Origin of the sequence: Winogradskyella forsetii, from assembly GCF_013394595.1 — a bacterium.
Lineage (GTDB): Bacteria > Bacteroidota > Bacteroidia > Flavobacteriales > Flavobacteriaceae > Winogradskyella > Winogradskyella forsetii.
On the sequence record NZ_CP053348.1, the window covers coordinates 4,392,259 to 4,411,085 of the forward strand.

An 18,827-nucleotide genomic window follows, 5' to 3' on the forward strand; every position below is an offset into this window, starting at 1 on the left:
TCATCAGATTTGAAAATGGTAGACCCATTAATGCCGCGATTAAAAATATGGTAATAATTACCCTTTTCCAATGTCTCTAACTTCATAATACACTCTCAATTTTTTCCAGTTTTCATACCTACAAGGTTTTGGAAACCTTGCAGGATTATAAAGAGAAGGTTCGCATTTAAAATTTGACTCAATATTTGCTGGTTCTGCGCAACTCATACAATTCCATATCCAAAGGTGCTTCTCCATTAGGCGTAAATTCATTCAGCAATGTTTTTCGCCATTTAAAATTATTGTTTAAAGCGACTTTCACACTTTGCAAATTAGCTTTATGTGTTATAATTTGAATCGTTTCCAATCCTAATTCATTAAAAGCATATTTTGATAAATGTTGAATAGCTTCAGAAGTCAAACCTTGGCCTTCAAAAGTATAACCAATACAATATGCGAATTCGCCTTGCTTGATTTCCCAATTCAGTTCTTTAAGAATGATTAATCCTGCTAGTTCTCTCGTTTCAGAGTGCTTCAAGGTGAATAAAAACAGTTCCTGATTCTCAAATTGTTTCACTTTTGATTCGACATAAAAACGAGATAAAGTTGGGTTGAGGTTTTGTTCTAAAGTTTTGGGAAAGTAGCGTTTTAATCGGGTTTCATTTGCAATAACGAAATCACAGATTTTCCAGGCGTCACCATTATGAACTGGATTGATTTCAAAATCTTTGAACCTTGCAATCATCTCTCTTGATTTAAGACCACACGATTCTGGTTTAAAAGGTCTTTCTCCTTTAAAATTTCAACGGTTTTTAATGATGCGGCAGTGACACTCATGGGCAACACCAAAATAATACCAATTACTGGAATCAATAAAAATAACATAAATACAATGCCATTGCCTATAGCAATACCTCTGTGCTGTCTTACAAACCGAATACTTTCGCGATATTTAAAATGACGCTCTAAGGTATAATCCATATTACCAAAACCAGCATAATATGCCTGAACCAAAAACAATAATACGGTTGAGAATATATTAACGATTGGTATAAACTTCAATAACAAAATAGGGATGGTAATAATGAGTTCTCTACCTAGATTTCTAACATTAATTCTAATCCCTCTCCAGAGTTGTTCCTGAAATGAGGTATTGCGGTGCTGATGTTTTTCTACACCTGTTAGATGCGCTTCAATTTTTTCTGAAACCGGACTCATAAATGGCGCAGACAATGCCATGATAATATGTTTGTACAAGATCAAACCTATAGCAATAATGACAATGGCGCCTATAAAAGTGGAGATGGAAGTAAAGGTGTCCTTTCCCCATTCCCAAACCCATACTTTGGCAATAAAACGACCCATATTATCCGATAGTCCGTAAGCCGAAAGACCAATTATGGTGGCCGTTACCAAACTAATAACAATAGGAACGGCAAAGTATTTCCAAAGTTTTAATTTTGAAATCAATGCAAATGCACCTGTGTAAGCTTTAATGCCTTTTAGTATATTGTTTATCATAGTTAGACCGCAATATCTTCTTTTAAAACTTTACGTTCATTCTCCGTAATAGTTTTAGACCAAATGGCGAGCCCAAATGTTAACACACCTAAGCGTCCAATAAACATTAAGATAATGATTACTAATTTTCCAAAGGTAGTTAAATCTCCAGTAATACCTGTACTAATCCCTACAGTGCCGAGGGCGGAAGCAACTTCAAATAAAATATCTTCGAATTTAAAGTTGTGGGTGAGCGTGATTAGGAATGTGCCAATAGCAATTATTGAACTATAAAAGATGAAAGATGATGTAGCAATATAAAGTCTTTCGTAAGGAATTCTTCTTCCTAAAAAGGTAATATTTGAACGTCCTCTCAATCGGCTTTTCATAATTGCAAAAACAGCCGTTAGCGTTGTGATTTTTATTCCACCAGCAGTACCAGAAGGAGAAGCACCAATATACATTAAAAAAATACAGACGAGCATCATTGCTTGTGAAAAAACACCAAAATTGACCGAGTTGAAGCCAACCGTAGTCATAGCTGACATGCATTGAAAAAATGATGCTAAAAAGCGAGAGTCATTGAGATTCACAATAGATGGTTCTAAAAAATAGAAGAAAGCTGTTCCAAAAGTCAATAAGATTAAAAACCCATAAATGACAATTTTTGATGTAAAACTCAATTCATGGGATTTGTTCTTTATCATCAATCCAAAATCTGTTATCACAATAAATCCTAAAGAACCGCAAATCGCTAACATAGAAATGATAAAGTTGATAAAATTATTATCTACATAATCCATAAAGCTATTATTGAACAGACTAAAACCAGCCGTACAGAATGTGCTTACGCTATGAAATATTGAAGACCATACGGCTTCTAAAGTTGGCATACCTTCATTTTTAAAAGCTATAAAGAATAGAATTGATCCAATGGCTTCCATTATTAAAGTAAATAGGATGACTGACTTCAGAAAATCCTTAATCTTTATGGTGTTAGGTAGTGTAAACTCGGTTGAAAGTATTTTTTTGTGCCAAAGGGTCATCTTGCGGGTAGTAGATAATAGCATAAAAGTGGTAAAGGTTAAGTAACCGATACCTCCGAGTTGGATCAATATCATAATAATAAATTGTCCAAAGCCATTATAAGTATCAAAAATCGAAATTGTTACTAAGCCGGTAGTTGAAACTGCCGAGGTAGCAATAAATAAATGATCTAAAATCGGAGCACTGATCTTTTGAGAAACAGGTAGACAAAGTAATATACAACCGATAATAATATAGGTTAAAAAACCGTAGAATAAATTTTGCTGAGGCGACCAACCTTGTTTAAGCAATGCATATTTCTTAGCTATTTTTTGAAATGATTTTCTCATAAAAATCTCAATAGTCTATTTAAATCGTTTCTACTTAAAAAAATCTATGATGGACTTTTATACGCCTTCACAGCATCAATAAATGCCTTAGCATTTTCCAAAGGAATATTTGGTAAAATACCATGACCTAAATTGACAATGTATTTATCTTTTCCAAACTCATTAATCATTTGCGTTACCATCTTTTTGATTTCAGCTGGTGGCGAAAATAAACGCGTTGGGTCAAAATTACCTTGTAATGTAATATTACCTCCTGTTAAATAGCGTGCATTTCTGGCAGAGCAGGTCCAATCTATGCCTAATGCTGCTGCTCCAGATTTGGACATTTCGTTGAGAGCAAACCAACAGCCTTTTCCAAAAGCAATGACGGGAGCATCATCTTTTAAAGCATTAATAATTTGCTGAATATACTGCCAAGAAAATTCTTGATAATCGACTGGTGACAACATGCCTCCCCAAGAATCAAAAACCTGAACTGCATTACAACCTGCTTTCACTTTTTCCTTTAAATAAGCAATTGTTGTATCTGTAATTTTCTGCAGTAGTTGGTGTGCTGCAATTGGATTGGTAAAACAAAACTCTTTAGCTTTATCAAAGTTTTTAGAGCCTTGACCTTGCACACAATAACAAAGAATAGTCCAAGGCGAACCCGCAAAACCAATTAGCGGAATGTCATCATTGAGTTTTTCTTTGGTAGCTTTTATCGCTTCGTAAACATAGTTTAAGCTCTCTTTTACATCTGGAACAATGACATTATCCACATCTTTTTGAGAACGCACAGGATTTGGTAAATAGGGTCCAAAATTTGGTTTCATCTGCACCTCAATATTCATGGCTTGTGGAATCACTAAAATATCCGAGAACAATATCGCAGCATCCATGCCGTAGCGACGAATTGGTTGAACCGTAATTTCACTCGCTAACTCTGGTGTTTGGCAACGTGTAAAGAAATCGTATTTGGCTTTGATTTCCATGAATTCAGGTAAATAGCGTCCTGCTTGACGCATCATCCAAACTGGTGGTCGCTCTACGGTTTCGCCTTTTAGTGCTCTTAGGAATAAATCGTTTTTCATAATTGGCTTTTAGCTGTTGGCCATTTGCTTTTAGCTCTGGAAAATCAGCTATTTTTAATTCTGTTTATTAAACTATTCATCATTTTTGCTTCTTTATTGAGAAGTTCAAAAATGTCTTTCAAATTATCTTTGGGAATAAAATCTAGTTCCTCTGAAATAATCAATTGTGTTTCAACTTCAAATAGTGAACCCATTGCTATTTCAAGAAATCGTTTGAATTCTATATCGCTGTTTCTGCTGCAACCTTCTGCTATATTTGATGGAATTGAAACCGCAGCTCTAGTTACTTGACGTCTTAAACCAAATTTTTCTTCTGATGGCAATTGTTGTGAAAGGACATAAACCTGCTTTACTAGTTCGATTCCGTTTTTCCAAATTTCAAGTGTTCTAAAATTTCTCATTTTATAAAGGTTTTATTAGTTACTCAATTTGCGAAAAGCTAAGAGCCAAAAGCTAAAAGCTAGCTGTAGTACTCATTAACCAACTCCACAACACTCTCTACCAAAGGAACTTTAGCAACTCTGACATCCTCAAAATATTTTCTAGCTTCCGTAGCAGTCGTTTCTCCAATACAAAAAGCTATGCCTTTTGCTTTATTCTGCTTTAAGAAGCTTTGAACGGTCGATGGACTATAAAACATAACGCCATCTAAATCGCTTTCTACTTTTTCGGCATCGTATTTGGTTTCGTAGGCTTCAACCTCGTTTACTTTGATGTTATTTTTTGTTAGAATATCTGGAATGGTATCCAATCTTAAATTACTACAAAAATACGTCGCTTCTGTACCATCCATAAATTCCACCATGTGTTCTGCTAAATCTTTAGCATACTTTTCGTGATGTTTAACTTTCCCTATACGTTTTTCAACCAAACGTTTTGTTTTTCTGCCAACGCAATAGATGTTTTTGAATTGTAATTCTACTGGCGAAAAATTAGTGAGTAACGCATCAATAGAATTTTTGCTAGTGATAATCACATTTTCAATTTCGTTACGAACAATACTTTTGCTCAAACGATTTGGATTAATTTTAATGGCATCATTACTTTCTGCAACCACATCCTCATGAAACAATGCCAACTGGTCATTAGTGAGTTTTTTTGTTGAATAAATATTAGTGACTTTATCGCCACGATCCAATTCGTCAATTAAAATCCGGCCGCCTTTTCCGATGATATAATCAGCACAAAATTCGGCTATGTCGTCGTGTTTTCCCAAGGGAGCAACCTTGGTGACTTCAATTTTCTTGGTGCCATCTTTACTTAAAAGAATGCCTTTAAAGTTGACCTCTTCCTCTTTATTGATATAACAAATGGCTCCTATTGGTGCAGTACAACCACCTTCTAAGCGATTGAGAAATTTTCGTTCAATTGCCGTACAAATTTGGGTTTCTTCATGATTGATTTCTGCACAAACAGCTCTAATTTCTTCGTCAGCCTCTAAAGCGACAACCATAACAGCGCCTTGTGCTGGCGCAGGAATCATCCAATGTAAGTTGATTGAGTTTTCTGGCGTAATATTTAAGCGTCCCAAACCAGCTCCTGCAAAAATAGCCGCATTCCAATCCTCATTAGTTTCAAGTTTCTCCAATCTTGAATTTACGTTGCCTCGCAACCCAACTACAGTGTGCGTAGGATAACGGTTGAGCCATTGCGCACGACGCCTCAAACTTCCTGTGGCGATAACCGCATCCTTGGCGGATAAAAACTCTTCATTTTTTTTGAACACCAAGGTATCGTTAATATTTCCTCGTTTTAAAACTGCAGCTTGTACAATGCCTTTTGGTAAAACAGTGGGGACATCTTTCATGGAATGTACTGCGATATCGATATCTCCGTTGAGCATCGCAATATCCAAGGTTTTTGTAAAAATGCCTGTAATACCAAGTTCGTACAACGGTTTGTCGAGCACTAAATCTCCTGTCGATTTTACGGGGACAAGGACGGTTTTATGACCTAAATGTTCAAGTTGGGATTGAACGGTTTTTGCTTGCCACATAGCGAGCTGGCTGTCGCGTGTGCCAATGCGAATTATTTTAGACATTCTGGGTGTTTTCTAACTGAAATATTTTTTTGATGAGCTCTATACTCTCATCTGAAGTGTTGCTATCTTCCCTTAGGTGGTGTGCGAATTGATTCGTGATTTTCTGAATTAAATTATTGGTAATCAATTCTGCTTGGTCTTCATTAAAATCAGCCAATTTTTTACGTTGGGTATTGAATTCAGAATTTTTGAAATCTGTTAACTTATGCTTGATGGCTTGTATCGTTGGTACAAATTTAAGGGTGTCTAACCACGCATTGAATTCTGCCATAATTTCTGAAATGATGGACTCAGCAGCAGGAATATAAGTTTTTCGTTTTTCTAAAGTATCATCCGTAATCTTCGCCAAATCATCTAAATGCACTAAAGTGATATTTGAATGTTCCCTAATATCGTCGTTTACATTTTTCGGAATTGATAAATCCAAAACCAATAAAGGTTTGTCCGTAGAGATTAAAGATTTATAAACGGTTGGATTTTCCGCTCCTGTTGCGACAATAACGATATCAGACGCATTTAATTCTTCTTGCAAATTTTTATAATCCTTCACAACAAGATTGAATTTGCCTGCAACTTCCTCTGCTTTAGTTTTGGTTCGGTTAATTAGGGAAATGTGTGAGTTTTTAGTGTGTTTTACTAAATTTTCACATGTATTACGTCCTATTTTTCCAGTTCCAAAGAGTAGAATATTCTTTTTTGAAATTTGGGCAACGTTGTTCATGATATACTGAACAGAAGCAAAAGACACAGAGGTAGCACCTGAGGATAATTCGGTTTCGTTTTTAATACGCTTACTGGCTTGAATAACGGCATTTAGCAAACGTTCTGTAAACGAATTTAGCAAACCTGCTTTTTTTGAGGCTCTTGCTCCAAACTTTAGCTGACTGATAATTTCAAAATCGCCAAGAATTTGACTGTCTAAACCAGAACCCACACGAAACATGTGGTTGATGGCTTCCTTGTTTTTATAAACGTAAGCCACCTCTTGAAATTCTTCAACCGTACCTTTAGTATTATCGCACAATAGTTGAATCAATTGAAAAGGATGCTCCGCAAAACCGTAAAGTTCGGTTCGGTTACATGTAGAAACTAATAGAATACTTTCAATGCCATTCTGTTTCGCTTGCGCCAAAACGTTTTGTTTTGCCGTGTCGCTTAAACTAAAATGACCACGCACTTCCGCATCAGCTTTTTTATAGCTGAGACCTATAGCGTAAAAATATTTGCTTCTGTTTGGCATGTGTTGCTTTACTCGTTTACCTGACTTTGGAAAGTAACGGCACAAATGTAATTTTGATATTCATAAAAAAACAACGCTAGAGGAACTTAAAGTGTCGTTTCTGGTTTTTTAACAATGTTTTTTATAAAAACATGATAAATGTCATATTTTTGTAGTAAAACCAAGGGCTTTTTAGACCTTTGTTTAGAATGAATCTAAATAACAGCACCATGAATACAGAAAAAACATCGCTAAAAAGTATCGCTACAGGTACTTTCGAAGAAACCTTTATCGAAGAGGGCTTTTTTGTGTTGACCAATAAGAATGAAGATGATACGGTTGAAATTCTTGAACGTGAGATTGATAGTAGCTATATTCAATTTCATTTTTGTACCAAAGGATCTGCAGCCTTTGTATTTAACCAAGGCTCTTATACGCTGAATATTAATGAAGACACCTCGCTTTTACTTTATAATCCTCAGCGCGATTTGCCGATTCATTTAGAAATGAAACCACATTCTTGGTTGGTGTCGCTAGTCATTTCAATTAAAAAATTTCATGGCTTATTTTCTGAGGATGCTAACTACGTTACCTTTTTAACCGACGATAATAGAGACAAAAAGTACTATAAAGATGGCGACGTTTCGCCATCAATGGCTGTGGTTTTAAATCAGTTGATGAGTTTCAACCTGAATTCATCCATAAAACAATTATACTTTAAGGGAAAGGCTTACGAATTATTGAGTTTGTTTTTTAATAGAAGTGAAGACGCAGATATTGAGCAATGTCCGTTTTTGGTAGATGAGGTCAATGTGGCGAAACTAAAAAAAGCAAAAGACATCATTATCGCCAATATGGCAGAACCACCAACGTTGCAAGAGTTAGCAGATGATATAGGTCTAAGTCTCAAAAAATTAAAAGAAGGGTTTAAGCAGATTTATGGCGACTCCGTTTTTAGTTTCCTATTCGATTATAAAATGGAAGTGGCACGAAAACTTTTAGAATCTGGCGATTATAATGTAAACGAAGTGGGACTAAAAGTAGGGTACAGCACAGGAAGCCATTTTATTGCAGCTTTTAAGAAGAAGTTTGGGACTACGCCTAAGAAGTATGTTTTGGGTTCGAGTTAATTATTGTCGTAGTGAATCAAAGTAAGTTCTTCAACTTTTTAAAATCGGAATCAGCAGTAATCAATGGTAAATCTAAATATAAAGCGGTAGCAATAATCATACCATCTAGTAGCTTGGTAATGTAGGCTTTACGAACCTTAATGGTTTCCTGTTTTATAATAGTGTTTATGGAAATTGTTCTACATTGGCTAATAAAATCAACTATAACTTTTTCTTCACTAGCTGTTATTCCTTAAATGCTAACAAGTCTAATTCTGTTATTATTGATATGTATAATTGCTTCCCATTTAATAATTCGGCTAATGTTTCATCTCCATTTAAAAGATAGAATGATATTAGATCTAAAAACAACTTATTCCCACTCGTCACGAAGGATTCTTTGAACACTTAATGCATCTTTTTCAAGCTTAACTTTTCCAACATATTCATACGTATTTACACCTTTTGGTTTAAGTTCCTTCTTCAAACTTTCAAAAACATTTCTTATGCCTTCTTTTGAGGCTCCTCGCTTTATAGTTATGACCATATCTTGACTGATTAATATTATACACCTTGCTATTTTATAAATCACAAAATTAAAAAAAGGTACTACGATTTTCTTGCTGTTAATCAGTTAGCTGGATTTTAGTCTATATTCTAGATTCTAACAGCGCAGCGGTCTTTTGTCTTTTATTGGAAAACATTGTTTAATAATCATAATACCCATCACGTCCACTTGGTGTCACACGCTGTCTATCATTATAAATCGCTAAATTGAGGATTTCGGTATATTGTTCTTCCAGTTCCTTGGTTTTATCGACGATGGTGCCATAATTTTCAGATTTATAATAATAATTTACTACCAATTGATTTGGGTCTTTTGGTTTAATAAACGAGATGTAATGCAAAGCTTCTACCTTTCCAGAATAGTCGTCGTCTTTGTCAATTTTAAAGAAATACATTTCGGCATTTTTGCCTTTATCAGTTACAAAATCGCGTTTAAAAAGAAACTGAATGGAGTCTTTTTCTTTTTCAAAATTGGCATCAGATAAGAGTTTGGATTTGGCGAATTGTTGTTGACTTATGTTTATGGATTTCAGTTTACTTAAAAGCTTAGCGTCATCTAATTCTTCTAACAATAAATATTGATTTTCTTCATCTTCCACAAGCTTTTCTGTTAGTTTTGCTGGAATTTTTTCTTTCGCTTTCGTTAACAATACATAGTATTTTACCAAAGCGTTGGTGTCATCCACATTTAGTAGTTTTTCAAAGAAATCTTGTGCTGTGCGTTCATTTCGGTAAGGAAAAATAAGTCTGACGTAAGTCGCCAAATTATAAGAATACGTATTGTAACCATAATTATAGTTTCCTAAATTTCGCTTCACTTCCATTTTACCATCATTAATGAGCTGGTTTTTGTATTTCTTATAGGTTTTTGGTTTTACCAATCCACTATCTTTTACTTTTGCCAGTAAGGTGTAAAGTGGTTGTTTATATTCTGAAATCGTACTGTATTCCAATATTTTTGGGAACAAGGATGCCTTCAATTCCAAAGAATCTTTCTTGTAATAATTATAGAACATAGAGCCAACACTTCCCAATGGTAAATCGCGTTCCATAAGTTCTAAGGCGATACTATAATTTTCTTTTTTGTTTGAGCGGAGCAAACCTTCCAGAATGGAGGTTTGGGTTTGTGGGTCTGAATAACTATCGTGATACAGTTGTTTTATAAACGGTAAATTATTTTTTAAATCGATTTCAATAAGTTGTTCTACGAGGTGCGATTTAATGTTCAATCGTTCTTTATCGAATTTAAAATCCTTGAGCACCGAAACAATATCTTTACTATTGTGTTTTTTGAATTTAACAAGGTCATAAGATTCAAACACTAAACTGTCATTGGCATTTAAAGCTTCAAAAAATTGTTTGGTTTTATCTTGAAGTACATCTTTTCCTAAGAGTGTATCTTTTGGTGAAAAGGACTCGTAAAATTCGGTTACAAATTTTGAAGGGCCACTTATAGAATCCACCAGAGTTTTGAGTTCAAAAAGTACGCCTTCTTTCAGTATGTTTTTGACCAATACTTGCTTGGCACTTGCCGAATCCGTGTAACTAAAGCTGTTGGTGTAGATATCACCCTTTTTATTTGACGACCGATTTGAAATCTTAAAGCCTTTGGCTTCATTATAATAATGTGCTCCGTAATTGACTTTGTGCTCTAAATCCTTCCAAAGGCTATCGACATTATGAAACATTTGCAAATCGTGAAACTTCGTTCTAGAAACTGAGATTTGCTCGTTGGCATTGGTGGAATAAGTATTTTCCTTTATGGTCTGTTCGAAGGCTTCCGGTTTTTGTGAACCGCTATAATTATAGCTATAAGGGTTTGGTGCAGGTGCTTTGGCGTTGCTGTTTACTGTAAAATGCAAAGACGTGTCCACAACTTTTTCAAAACCAGAATAATCTGTTTTATTGAATTTAAAAGACTTAAAAAAGTCGGTTTTTTCATCTTCATTGGTGCCAACATAGCCCAATAAATAATAGCTGCCATCTTTTACTATGGTTTTGAGGTGTAATTTCTTATGTTCATTAGAATCTAATACGGCTTGCGATTCATAGGTTTTGTAATCACCTGCTTTAAATCCGCCTTTAGCTTCAGTAAGCTTATAATTTTTATATAAGGCATGATGAAAATATTTAGCTTCAAAACTATCTTCTTCAATATAAGCTATATCGTTTAGAACAGCTTCTTCTAGAAAGTAATAAGCATCGTTTTTATAGCCTTCAATTAATTTTTTACCATAGTTGTGCATGTTGCTTGAGACATAATATTCCGGAAAATTGACTTGGAATTTATGACTTGGTGCAACAAATAATTGATTGTTATTTGTAGGAGTTTTTAAAGTGATTGAATTGAAAATTTTGTCTTCATGTTGAAGTACAAAATCACTTCGACCCGCAAATTTTATAATAATAATCTCCAACGGTGTTTGGTAAATATGATATTTCTGAAATTCGCCTTTCTTGGTTTTATTCACAATGCTGATGCCAGGATAAGGTGTGGTCAATTCTGTCTTTGAAATGATATCTCCAGGAATATCTTCGTACAATAAATGGTCAATATCTTTTAAGGTAATATGTTCTTTTTCGTTTGGTAAATAGGTAAACCGACTGATTCTGTTTATGGTTAAATAGGCACCATTGGTCATGTCTGGGTCTAAGTAATATTTTTGTCCACCATAGGAAAACTCACGCAGTTTATCATAAGTATTGATGCTTAAAAACCCATCTGGTGTGTGGTGTTTTTTGAGCTCTGGTGTAACAAAAAGACTGTCGAGCTTTGTTTTTTCGGTTTTGCTATAATCTGTTTGCTCAGAAGTTAAGGCTTTTACTTTATAGCCTCTTTTGCGCAACATGTTAATCATACCTTGCTCACCTGGCAAATGCGCTGCGCCAACACCAGCAAAAACCGATTTGGTTGGCATGAGTTCCTCCAAAGAAATGACCATGTTTTCATTTCGAATATAGAGCATATTCTCTCGGTAGAATTCCGTATTCACGCCAGCACCAATGGAATCCAATAAATCTAAATTTCTATCGCGATATAAGTTTTCTTGAATTAAATAAGCGTTTTCCTTCGCGTATAATTTTTGTACCCAAGGATCCAATTCTTTTTTGTTGGCATTGTAAGCGGCTTTAGTGGTTAAGTATCGCGATTCGGCTAAATCCTCTAAACCATATATTTTTTTATTGTTTTTCTTTCCGGCTTGAAAAATAAACATGTCCAAATAGGTTTCTTCTTCAAAATTATCCGAAGAACTACTTTTTCTATAGAGATAAGCATTTACGGCATTATTATCCATACGAACCGAACCTCTAATCGCCATTTCCTCCGGATGTGTTAGTTTGAAAAGATTGGTGTAAAAATCGTTATTATAATTAGTGTAGGCAGCCATCTGGTCCAGCATCATCTCATAATTAAAACCAGGCCATGTGGTTGGGTCTGACTCTAATGCGATACAATCGCTTTGTTCCAAGGCTTTATAAAACACATCATCTAAACGAAATGCTACTTTTTTGCTCACGTGCATCGTACCATAAAGGTAGGATGGTTTTTCAAGTCCGTTTCCTGTAATTTTCCAGAGCAAACTTTGATATTTCTGTTGAGAGAAAGCAACTATTGTGAATAATGTAAGGAATATAGATAGGATTTTTTTCATAATATAAAGTAATCAAGGCTTGTAAAGATATTTAATTCCCACAAACAGCCATATAGAATCTATAAAAGTCATTAAAAAAACGATATAGATAAATGTGTTTTCAACTTTATTAACTTTTAAATGCATGAATTATTTTATGATAGAGCTATAAATAAAACGAATGGAAACCAGTATCAAGTATTACCTTAAGTGTTGTACTTTTGCAATTGAAAAAGAAAATCATTTGTCTCCTCGAAGAGATTCTGAAATAAATTCAGCATGAAACGAGCAGATTCAAAATTTTATCACGCAACGCAATGTTTAATAGCGAACAGCATGTGTCCCAAATAAATAATAAACACAAACACATGAAAGGCATATTATTAGTCAATTTAGGCTCTCCAGACAGTCCAAAACCTAAAGATGTAAAGAAATATCTTGGTGAATTTTTAATGGATGAACGTGTTATAGACGTACCGCTTTGGGCGCGAACACTCTTGGTTAAAGGCATTATTTTAAATACACGACCAAAAGCGTCGGCTGCAGCGTATCAAAAAATATGGTGGGAAGAAGGGTCTCCGCTAATTGTGCTGTCAGAAAGGCTACAACAAAAGGTTCAGGACAAAGTTGATTATCCTGTGGCTTTGGGCATGCGTTATGGAAGCATGACTTTAAAAAACGGACTTCAGGAATTGGTAGATAAAGGTTGTACTGAAATAAAAACAATTCCGCTATATCCACAATTTGCAATGGCGACTACAGAAACCATTGACGTAAAAGTAGATGAGTTGGTTGCTGAACATTTTCCAAATGTGAAAATCACACGAACACCAGCGTTTTACCATCGTGAAGATTATATCAATGTACTGTCTAAAAGTATCGCTGAAACTTTGGATGGCTTGGATTACGAACACATTCTATTTAGCTATCATGGCGTACCTGAACGGCATATTCGTAAAAGTGACATTACCAACGGAAATTGTAAGATGGACGGCAAATGTTGTTTTAAAAAGGGCAGCGAACAACACGAATTTTGTTACCGACACCAATGCGAAATTACAACGGTGAACGTCGCCAAAAAACTCGGGTTAAAAAATGGGACTTACTCAACCACGTTTCAATCCAGACTTGGATTTGACCCTTGGTTAAAACCTTATACAGACCGAACAATTGAGAGAATGGGGAAAGCAGGCACTAAAAAAATGGCTATTGTAACACCTGCTTTTGTGAGTGATTGTTTAGAAACTCTTGAAGAAATTGCCATGGAAGGTGAAGAAATTTTTCATGAAATGGGAGGAAAGGAATTTACCGTAATACCTTGTTTAAATGAACGTGAAGATTTTGCTCAAGTACTTACCAATATCGTAGAGGAATGGGCAAAAACTAAAACAGAAGCCGTTTAATGGCAAAAGTATCTTCACAAGAATTAGGGAATCAGTCCATTGGTAAATTACTGATTAAGCAAGCCGTACCTGCATCTATTGGAATTTTGGTCATGTCGCTTAATATCTTGGTCGATACCATTTTTGTTGGTAATTGGATTGGACCAACTGCCATAGCAGCCATAAACGTGGTGCTTCCCGTATCCTTCTTTATTGCAGCGCTTGGGATGTCTATTGGTATTGGCGGTTCTTCAATAATATCTAGGGCTTTGGGTGCAGATAATACCGTAAAAGCTTTAAAAACATTTGGAAACCAAATTACGTTAACCACGTTAGTAACGGTTGTTTTTGTAGTCTTTGGTTTACTATATATCAACGATATCGTACCTGCATTTGGTGGAAAAGGTGCTATTTTTCAACCTGCTAAAACCTATTACAGAATTGTATTGTACGGCGTTCCGGTTTTGGCACTTTGTATGATGGGAAATACTGTCATTAGAGCAGAAGGCAAACCCAAATTTGCCATGTATGCCATGATGTTTCCGTCCGTAGGCAATTTGATTTTGGACGTATTGTTTATCAATGTATTTGATTGGGGAATGGCAGGAGCAGCATGGGCAACCACAGGTTCTTATATCTTATGTTTTGTGTTTATACTTTGGTTTTTCCTATCTAAAAATTCAGAATTAAAAATTGATTTTAATCATTTCGGGTTAGACCTTCCTATTGTTAAAGAAATTGGTGCCCTTGGATTTGTAACGTTAACGAGACAAGCCATTGTTAGTGTCACTTATCTATTGATGAATAATATTTTATTCGACTTAGGAGGTGAAACGTCTGTTACTGCTTATGCCATCGTTGGTAGAATGCTAATGTTTGCTTTATTTCCTGTTTATGGTATCACCCAAGGATTTTTGCCCATTGCAGGTTTTAATTATGGCGCAGAAAAATATGAACGGGTACGAGAAGTTATAATTACAGCTATAAAATATGCCGCTTTACTAGCAGCTATTGTTTTTGTGTTTTTAATGATTTTCCCAGAATCCATTACACGATTATTTACGCAAGATGCTGAGGTACTCATAGAAACGCCACCAGCCATGCGTTGGGTTTTTGCAGCCACGCCAATTATTGCCGTTCAGTTAATTGGTGCTGCCTATTTTCAAGCCGTGGGTAAAGCGATTCCTGCGTTGCTGTTAACTTTAACACGTCAAGGGTTTTTCTTTATTCCATTAATTTTTATTTTGCCTAAATTTTATGGAGCGTTGGGTGTTTGGATTGCGTTTCCGGTTTCCGATGTGTTGTCAACCATTGTAACGGCCTATTTTTTACATCGTGAAATGAAGTTGAATTTAAAGACGGAAGCGGTTAAATAAGTAGTAATCCGTAATTTTAAATATAGGGAATAGAATTATTTTCATTTATTAGAAATTAAGTCTAAGGAATACAACGTCCCGATAGTGACAAAATATGGGTAAAGGGATAGAATAGTTTTTAAAATTGTGCCTTTAGGTACAATATATGGTGTACCTAAAGGCACACTTGCTCATAAGTTATGATGTTTTTTACCTATATAAAATCCCTAACAGGACGATTTAGAAGAACATAATTATAAAACAAAGCCAATTTTAAAACCATATAAAATTACCATCTTTACAACATGGAATATTATAACTATATAAAATCACTTCATCTTATCTTCGTCATCACGTGGTTTGCTGGGTTATTTTATATTCCTAGGTTATTTGTATATCAAATTGAAGCGTTTCATAAGCCATCGCCAGAAAAGGAAATTTTAGGTAAGCAATTAAAATTGATGGCAAAGCGCTTATGGTTTATTATCACTTGGCCATCAGCCATTTTAGCAACATTATTTGCGATTTGGCTGATGATTTTAATGCCAAGTTGGTTACACCAAGGTTGGATGCATGTGAAATTACTGTTTGTACTTCTACTGTTTATTTACCACTATAAAACACATATTTATTATAAACAACTCCAAAAGGATGAGGTAAAGGTCACATCAAACTATATGCGCATTTGGAACGAAGGGGCTACTTTTATTCTGTTTGCTGTCGTTTTTCTGGTCATCCTTAAAAATTCTATCAATTGGATATTTGGCGTTCTCGGCATTGTGGTTTTGGGAATTCTAATCATGTTGGGTTTCAAATTGTATAAAAATATTCGCTCTAAAAATCCGGAGGCTTAAAACGCTAAAATTATAAATCTCAAATTCCAAATTCCAATTTGTGCCCATGGGAATTTGAGATTTATGGAATTGGTATTTGCGCGTAGTGCTTTTGGATTGATTATTGCTATATTTAAAACTTAGAATTCCGAATTAAAAGCTTCCCATCTTCATGGGCATTTCTATGAATAGAAAACGTTTATCCTTACGAACTCGAATCATAATCAACATGATACTTTTGGTATTGGTGGCTTCAGTTTTAATCGCTGCAGTAACGATTTACCAATACCGAGAAGAGGCTAAGGATTACCACAAGGAGCGTTTAGAGCGTAAGGAAGCCGCTATTAAGGAACATATCGACTTTATTCTGAATGGAAGGGAAAATACTTATGAGGTAACGACAGAAAATATTCCTTTAATTTTTAAGGATAAAATATTTGAGATTGATGCCATACATAAACTACAAATTAACCTTTATGATTTAGATGGGCAATTACTAAAAAGCTCAAAGCGCATTATACAACGAGACACTTTAGATAGTTGTTTAGATGCCGAAATTTTAAATACACTTTCCAACACTTTAGAGCATCGTTATGTCGTTAAAAATAAGGAGGCAGGAGAAACTTTTCAATCGTCTTACTCTTATATAACTGATGATAGATTTAAAAACTTGGCGATTTTAAATTTACCTTATTTGGAGAACGATGATTTTTTAAATAAAGAGCTAAAAGAGTTTTTAACACGATTGGCTTATGCCTATTTAGTATTGATTTTGGTGGCGATAATTTTTGCTTATTTCATATCTAATTTCATCACAAAATCATTGCGAACCATTAGTGATAAAATGAATGAAACACGTCTGGAAAAGCGAAATAAAAAAATACAGATTGAATCGTCTAGTGAAGAAATAGAAACTTTGGTCAATTCTTACAACAGCATGATTGATGAACTAGAAGCAAGTGCTGTGGTGTTGGCAACCAATGAACGCGAGCAAGCATGGCGCGAAATGGCAAAGCAAGTGGCGCATGAAATAAAAAACCCATTGACACCAATGCGATTGACCGTTCAAAGTTTTCAACGTAAGTTTGACCCTGAAGACGAGAACATCAATCAAAAGGTAAATGAATATAGCAATACTTTGATTCAACAGATTGATACCATGAGTTCCATTGCGTCGGCATTTTCAAATTTTGCTAAAATGCCAGCTCAAAAAAGCGAGAATCTCAATGTCGTTCACATTGTAAAATTGGCACTGGATATTTTTAATGAAGATTATATTGAATTTCATTCAGAAGCTGAAGAAATCATCGCCAAATTTGATAGGACTCAATTAATTAGAGTGGTTACCAATTTGGTTAAAAATGGCATTCAAGCGATTCCTAACGATTCCGAAAACCCAAAAATCGATGTTCGTGTGTTTAGTGAGGTTGATATGGTCAATATCACAATTGAAGATAATGGCTCTGGAATTGAAGAAGACACGAAAGCAAAAATATTTGAACCTAAATTCACCACCAAATCCAGTGGAATGGGATTAGGTTTAGCTATGGTCAAAAACATTGTGGAAACTTATAATGGAAGTATTACCTTTACATCGCAACTAGGAAAAGGAACGATTTTTACGGTTACTTTTCCTAAGTAATAACGCTTAAAAACAACTATCTGTCACCTTGAGCGCCTTTCTATCGAACAGGCAGGCAATCGAAAGGTGTCTGACAATAAAACAACTTTCAATGAACTACGAAAACGTACAATCAGCACATTCAAAAGGTATTACAACCATCACAATCAACAGACCAAAAAAGCTAAATGCCTTAAATAAAGCTACTATTCAAGAATTGCACGATGCTTTTGACGAGGCGAATAAAGACAAGGCGACTAAAGTCATCATCATCACGGGAAGTGGCGACAAAGCTTTTGTGGCAGGAGCAGATATTAGCGAATTCGCTGATTTTGATGTTAAAGAAGGCTCAAAATTGTCGGCCCAAGGTCAAGATTTGTTATTTGATTTTGTAGAAAACCTAAACACTCCAGTTATTGCTGCCATTAATGGTTTTGCTCTTGGAGGTGGACTGGAATTAGCAATGGCCTGTCATTTTAGAGTCGCGAGTACCAATGCCAAAATGGGCTTACCAGAAACGTCACTTGGCGTAATTCCTGGTTATGGTGGCACGCAACGTCTACCACAATTAGTCGGTAAAGGAAGAGCTATGGAAATGGTAATGACTGCTGGAATGATTGATGCTGAGCAAGCTTTAAATTATGGTTTGGTAAATCACGTGGTGGAACAAGACGAATTGTTGCCACTAGCAGAAAAAATCGCTAGTAAGATTATGCGAAATTCATCCGTTGCCATTGGGAAAGCCATAAAAGCGATTAATGCCAATTATAAAGACGGAAAAGATGGCTACAAAGTAGAAATCAAGCAATTTGGAAAATGCTTTGGTACTGAAGATTTTGTTGAGGGTACAACTGCTTTTTTAGAGAAGCGTAAGGCTGAGTTTCCTGGGGAATAATTAATAAAAATGACTCACTTTTTTGTTAGGTGTCCCCAAATATATATGGCAATAGCGATTAACAAATTTCTTGGATTAAATTAATGTATGTGTAAAAAAAGATAGTGTAGTAAAGTTAAAAGGGTTAACAGATATTAATAACAAGTATATTACCCTATTTATAATCTATATTTACGAAATCAAGGATTATATCATTTATTTTAAATAATTTCTTACAACATTTGTGAATAACCGGCCAAGTTAAA

The 18,827-nt window shown here is 35.1% G+C and carries 16 protein-coding genes; 6 read left to right on the forward strand and 10 right to left on the reverse strand.

Features of this window, described 5'->3' with window-relative positions:
• Positions 1-178: 178 nt before the first annotated feature.
• The 7 genes from HM987_RS18850 to hemA are packed head-to-tail and all read right to left on the reverse strand — an operon-like array spanning position 179 to position 7,209.
• Positions 179-724, reverse strand: coding sequence for a GNAT family N-acetyltransferase (locus HM987_RS18850; protein ID WP_179009544.1), 546 nt, complete (start codon positions 722-724; stop codon positions 179-181).
• Positions 721-1,500 (reverse strand): EI24 domain-containing protein, encoded by a 780-nt coding sequence (locus HM987_RS18855; RefSeq protein WP_179009545.1) that lies wholly within the window; start codon positions 1,498-1,500, stop codon positions 721-723. Before HM987_RS18855 ends, HM987_RS18850 begins: the two co-directional genes overlap by 4 nt.
• Before the next feature lie 2 nt (positions 1,501-1,502).
• On the reverse strand, positions 1,503-2,855 hold the full coding sequence (locus tag HM987_RS18860) for a TrkH family potassium uptake protein (RefSeq protein WP_179009546.1): 1,353 nt from the start codon (positions 2,853-2,855) through the stop codon (positions 1,503-1,505).
• 44 nt (positions 2,856-2,899) lie between these two features.
• The gene (gene hemE / locus HM987_RS18865) at positions 2,900-3,931 is read right to left on the reverse strand and encodes a uroporphyrinogen decarboxylase (protein WP_179010166.1); all 1,032 of its coding nucleotides are present in this window, start codon (positions 3,929-3,931) and stop codon (positions 2,900-2,902) included.
• Between the two features lie 41 nt (positions 3,932-3,972).
• Entirely contained in the window at positions 3,973-4,329 is a 357-nt protein-coding gene (locus HM987_RS18870; RefSeq protein ID WP_179009547.1) for a four helix bundle protein, read from the reverse strand.
• 59 nt (positions 4,330-4,388) lie between these two features.
• Positions 4,389-5,969 carry a hydroxymethylbilane synthase gene (hemC, locus tag HM987_RS18875; RefSeq protein WP_179009548.1) on the reverse strand — a complete coding sequence of 527 codons (1,581 nt, stop codon included), beginning with the start codon at positions 5,967-5,969 and terminating at the stop codon, positions 4,389-4,391.
• On the reverse strand, positions 5,962-7,209 hold the full coding sequence (gene hemA / locus HM987_RS18880) for a glutamyl-tRNA reductase (RefSeq protein ID WP_179009549.1): 1,248 nt from the start codon (positions 7,207-7,209) through the stop codon (positions 5,962-5,964). The genes hemC and hemA overlap by 8 nt, the downstream gene beginning before the upstream one ends.
• A 209-nt stretch (positions 7,210-7,418) precedes the next feature.
• Between hemA and HM987_RS18885 the strand changes: the two genes are divergently transcribed.
• Positions 7,419-8,318 carry an AraC family transcriptional regulator gene (locus HM987_RS18885; protein WP_179009550.1) on the forward strand — a complete coding sequence of 300 codons (900 nt, stop codon included), beginning with the start codon at positions 7,419-7,421 and terminating at the stop codon, positions 8,316-8,318.
• Between the two features lie 16 nt (positions 8,319-8,334).
• Here the strand turns inward: HM987_RS18885 and HM987_RS19765 are convergent, their stop codons facing one another.
• The 3 genes from HM987_RS19765 to HM987_RS18900 form a co-directional block, all read right to left on the reverse strand.
• Positions 8,335-8,547 carry a PIN domain-containing protein gene (locus HM987_RS19765; RefSeq protein ID WP_179010168.1) on the reverse strand — a complete coding sequence of 71 codons (213 nt, stop codon included), beginning with the start codon at positions 8,545-8,547 and terminating at the stop codon, positions 8,335-8,337.
• A 123-nt stretch (positions 8,548-8,670) separates the two neighbouring features.
• A complete protein-coding gene (locus HM987_RS18895; RefSeq protein ID WP_179009551.1) occupies positions 8,671-8,844 on the reverse strand; it encodes a hypothetical protein in 174 nt (57 codons plus the stop codon).
• A gap of 160 nt (positions 8,845-9,004) precedes the next feature.
• On the reverse strand, positions 9,005-12,517 hold the full coding sequence (locus tag HM987_RS18900) for a TraB/GumN family protein (RefSeq protein ID WP_179009552.1): 3,513 nt from the start codon (positions 12,515-12,517) through the stop codon (positions 9,005-9,007).
• Between the two features lie 347 nt (positions 12,518-12,864).
• Here HM987_RS18900 and hemH point away from each other — a divergent pair, with 347 nt between their 5' ends.
• The 5 genes from hemH to HM987_RS18925 all read left to right on the forward strand — a co-directional run bounded on the left by hemH (position 12,865) and on the right by HM987_RS18925 (position 18,582).
• Entirely contained in the window at positions 12,865-13,899 is a 1,035-nt protein-coding gene (gene hemH, locus HM987_RS18905; RefSeq protein WP_179009554.1) for a ferrochelatase, read from the forward strand.
• Positions 13,899-15,254 (forward strand): MATE family efflux transporter, encoded by a 1,356-nt coding sequence (locus HM987_RS18910; protein ID WP_178991164.1) that lies wholly within the window; start codon positions 13,899-13,901, stop codon positions 15,252-15,254. Before hemH ends, HM987_RS18910 begins: the two co-directional genes overlap by 1 nt.
• Positions 15,255-15,538: 284 nt before the next feature.
• Positions 15,539-16,087, forward strand: coding sequence for a CopD family protein (locus HM987_RS18915; RefSeq protein ID WP_179009556.1), 549 nt, complete (start codon positions 15,539-15,541; stop codon positions 16,085-16,087).
• A gap of 208 nt (positions 16,088-16,295) precedes the next feature.
• Positions 16,296-17,708: a sensor histidine kinase gene (locus HM987_RS18920; RefSeq protein ID WP_229724523.1), complete on the forward strand. Its 1,413-nt coding sequence runs from the start codon at positions 16,296-16,298 to the stop codon at positions 17,706-17,708.
• A 91-nt stretch (positions 17,709-17,799) separates the two neighbouring features.
• On the forward strand, positions 17,800-18,582 hold the full coding sequence (locus HM987_RS18925; RefSeq protein ID WP_179009560.1) for an enoyl-CoA hydratase/isomerase family protein: 783 nt from the start codon (positions 17,800-17,802) through the stop codon (positions 18,580-18,582).
• Positions 18,583-18,827 lie beyond the last annotated feature (245 nt).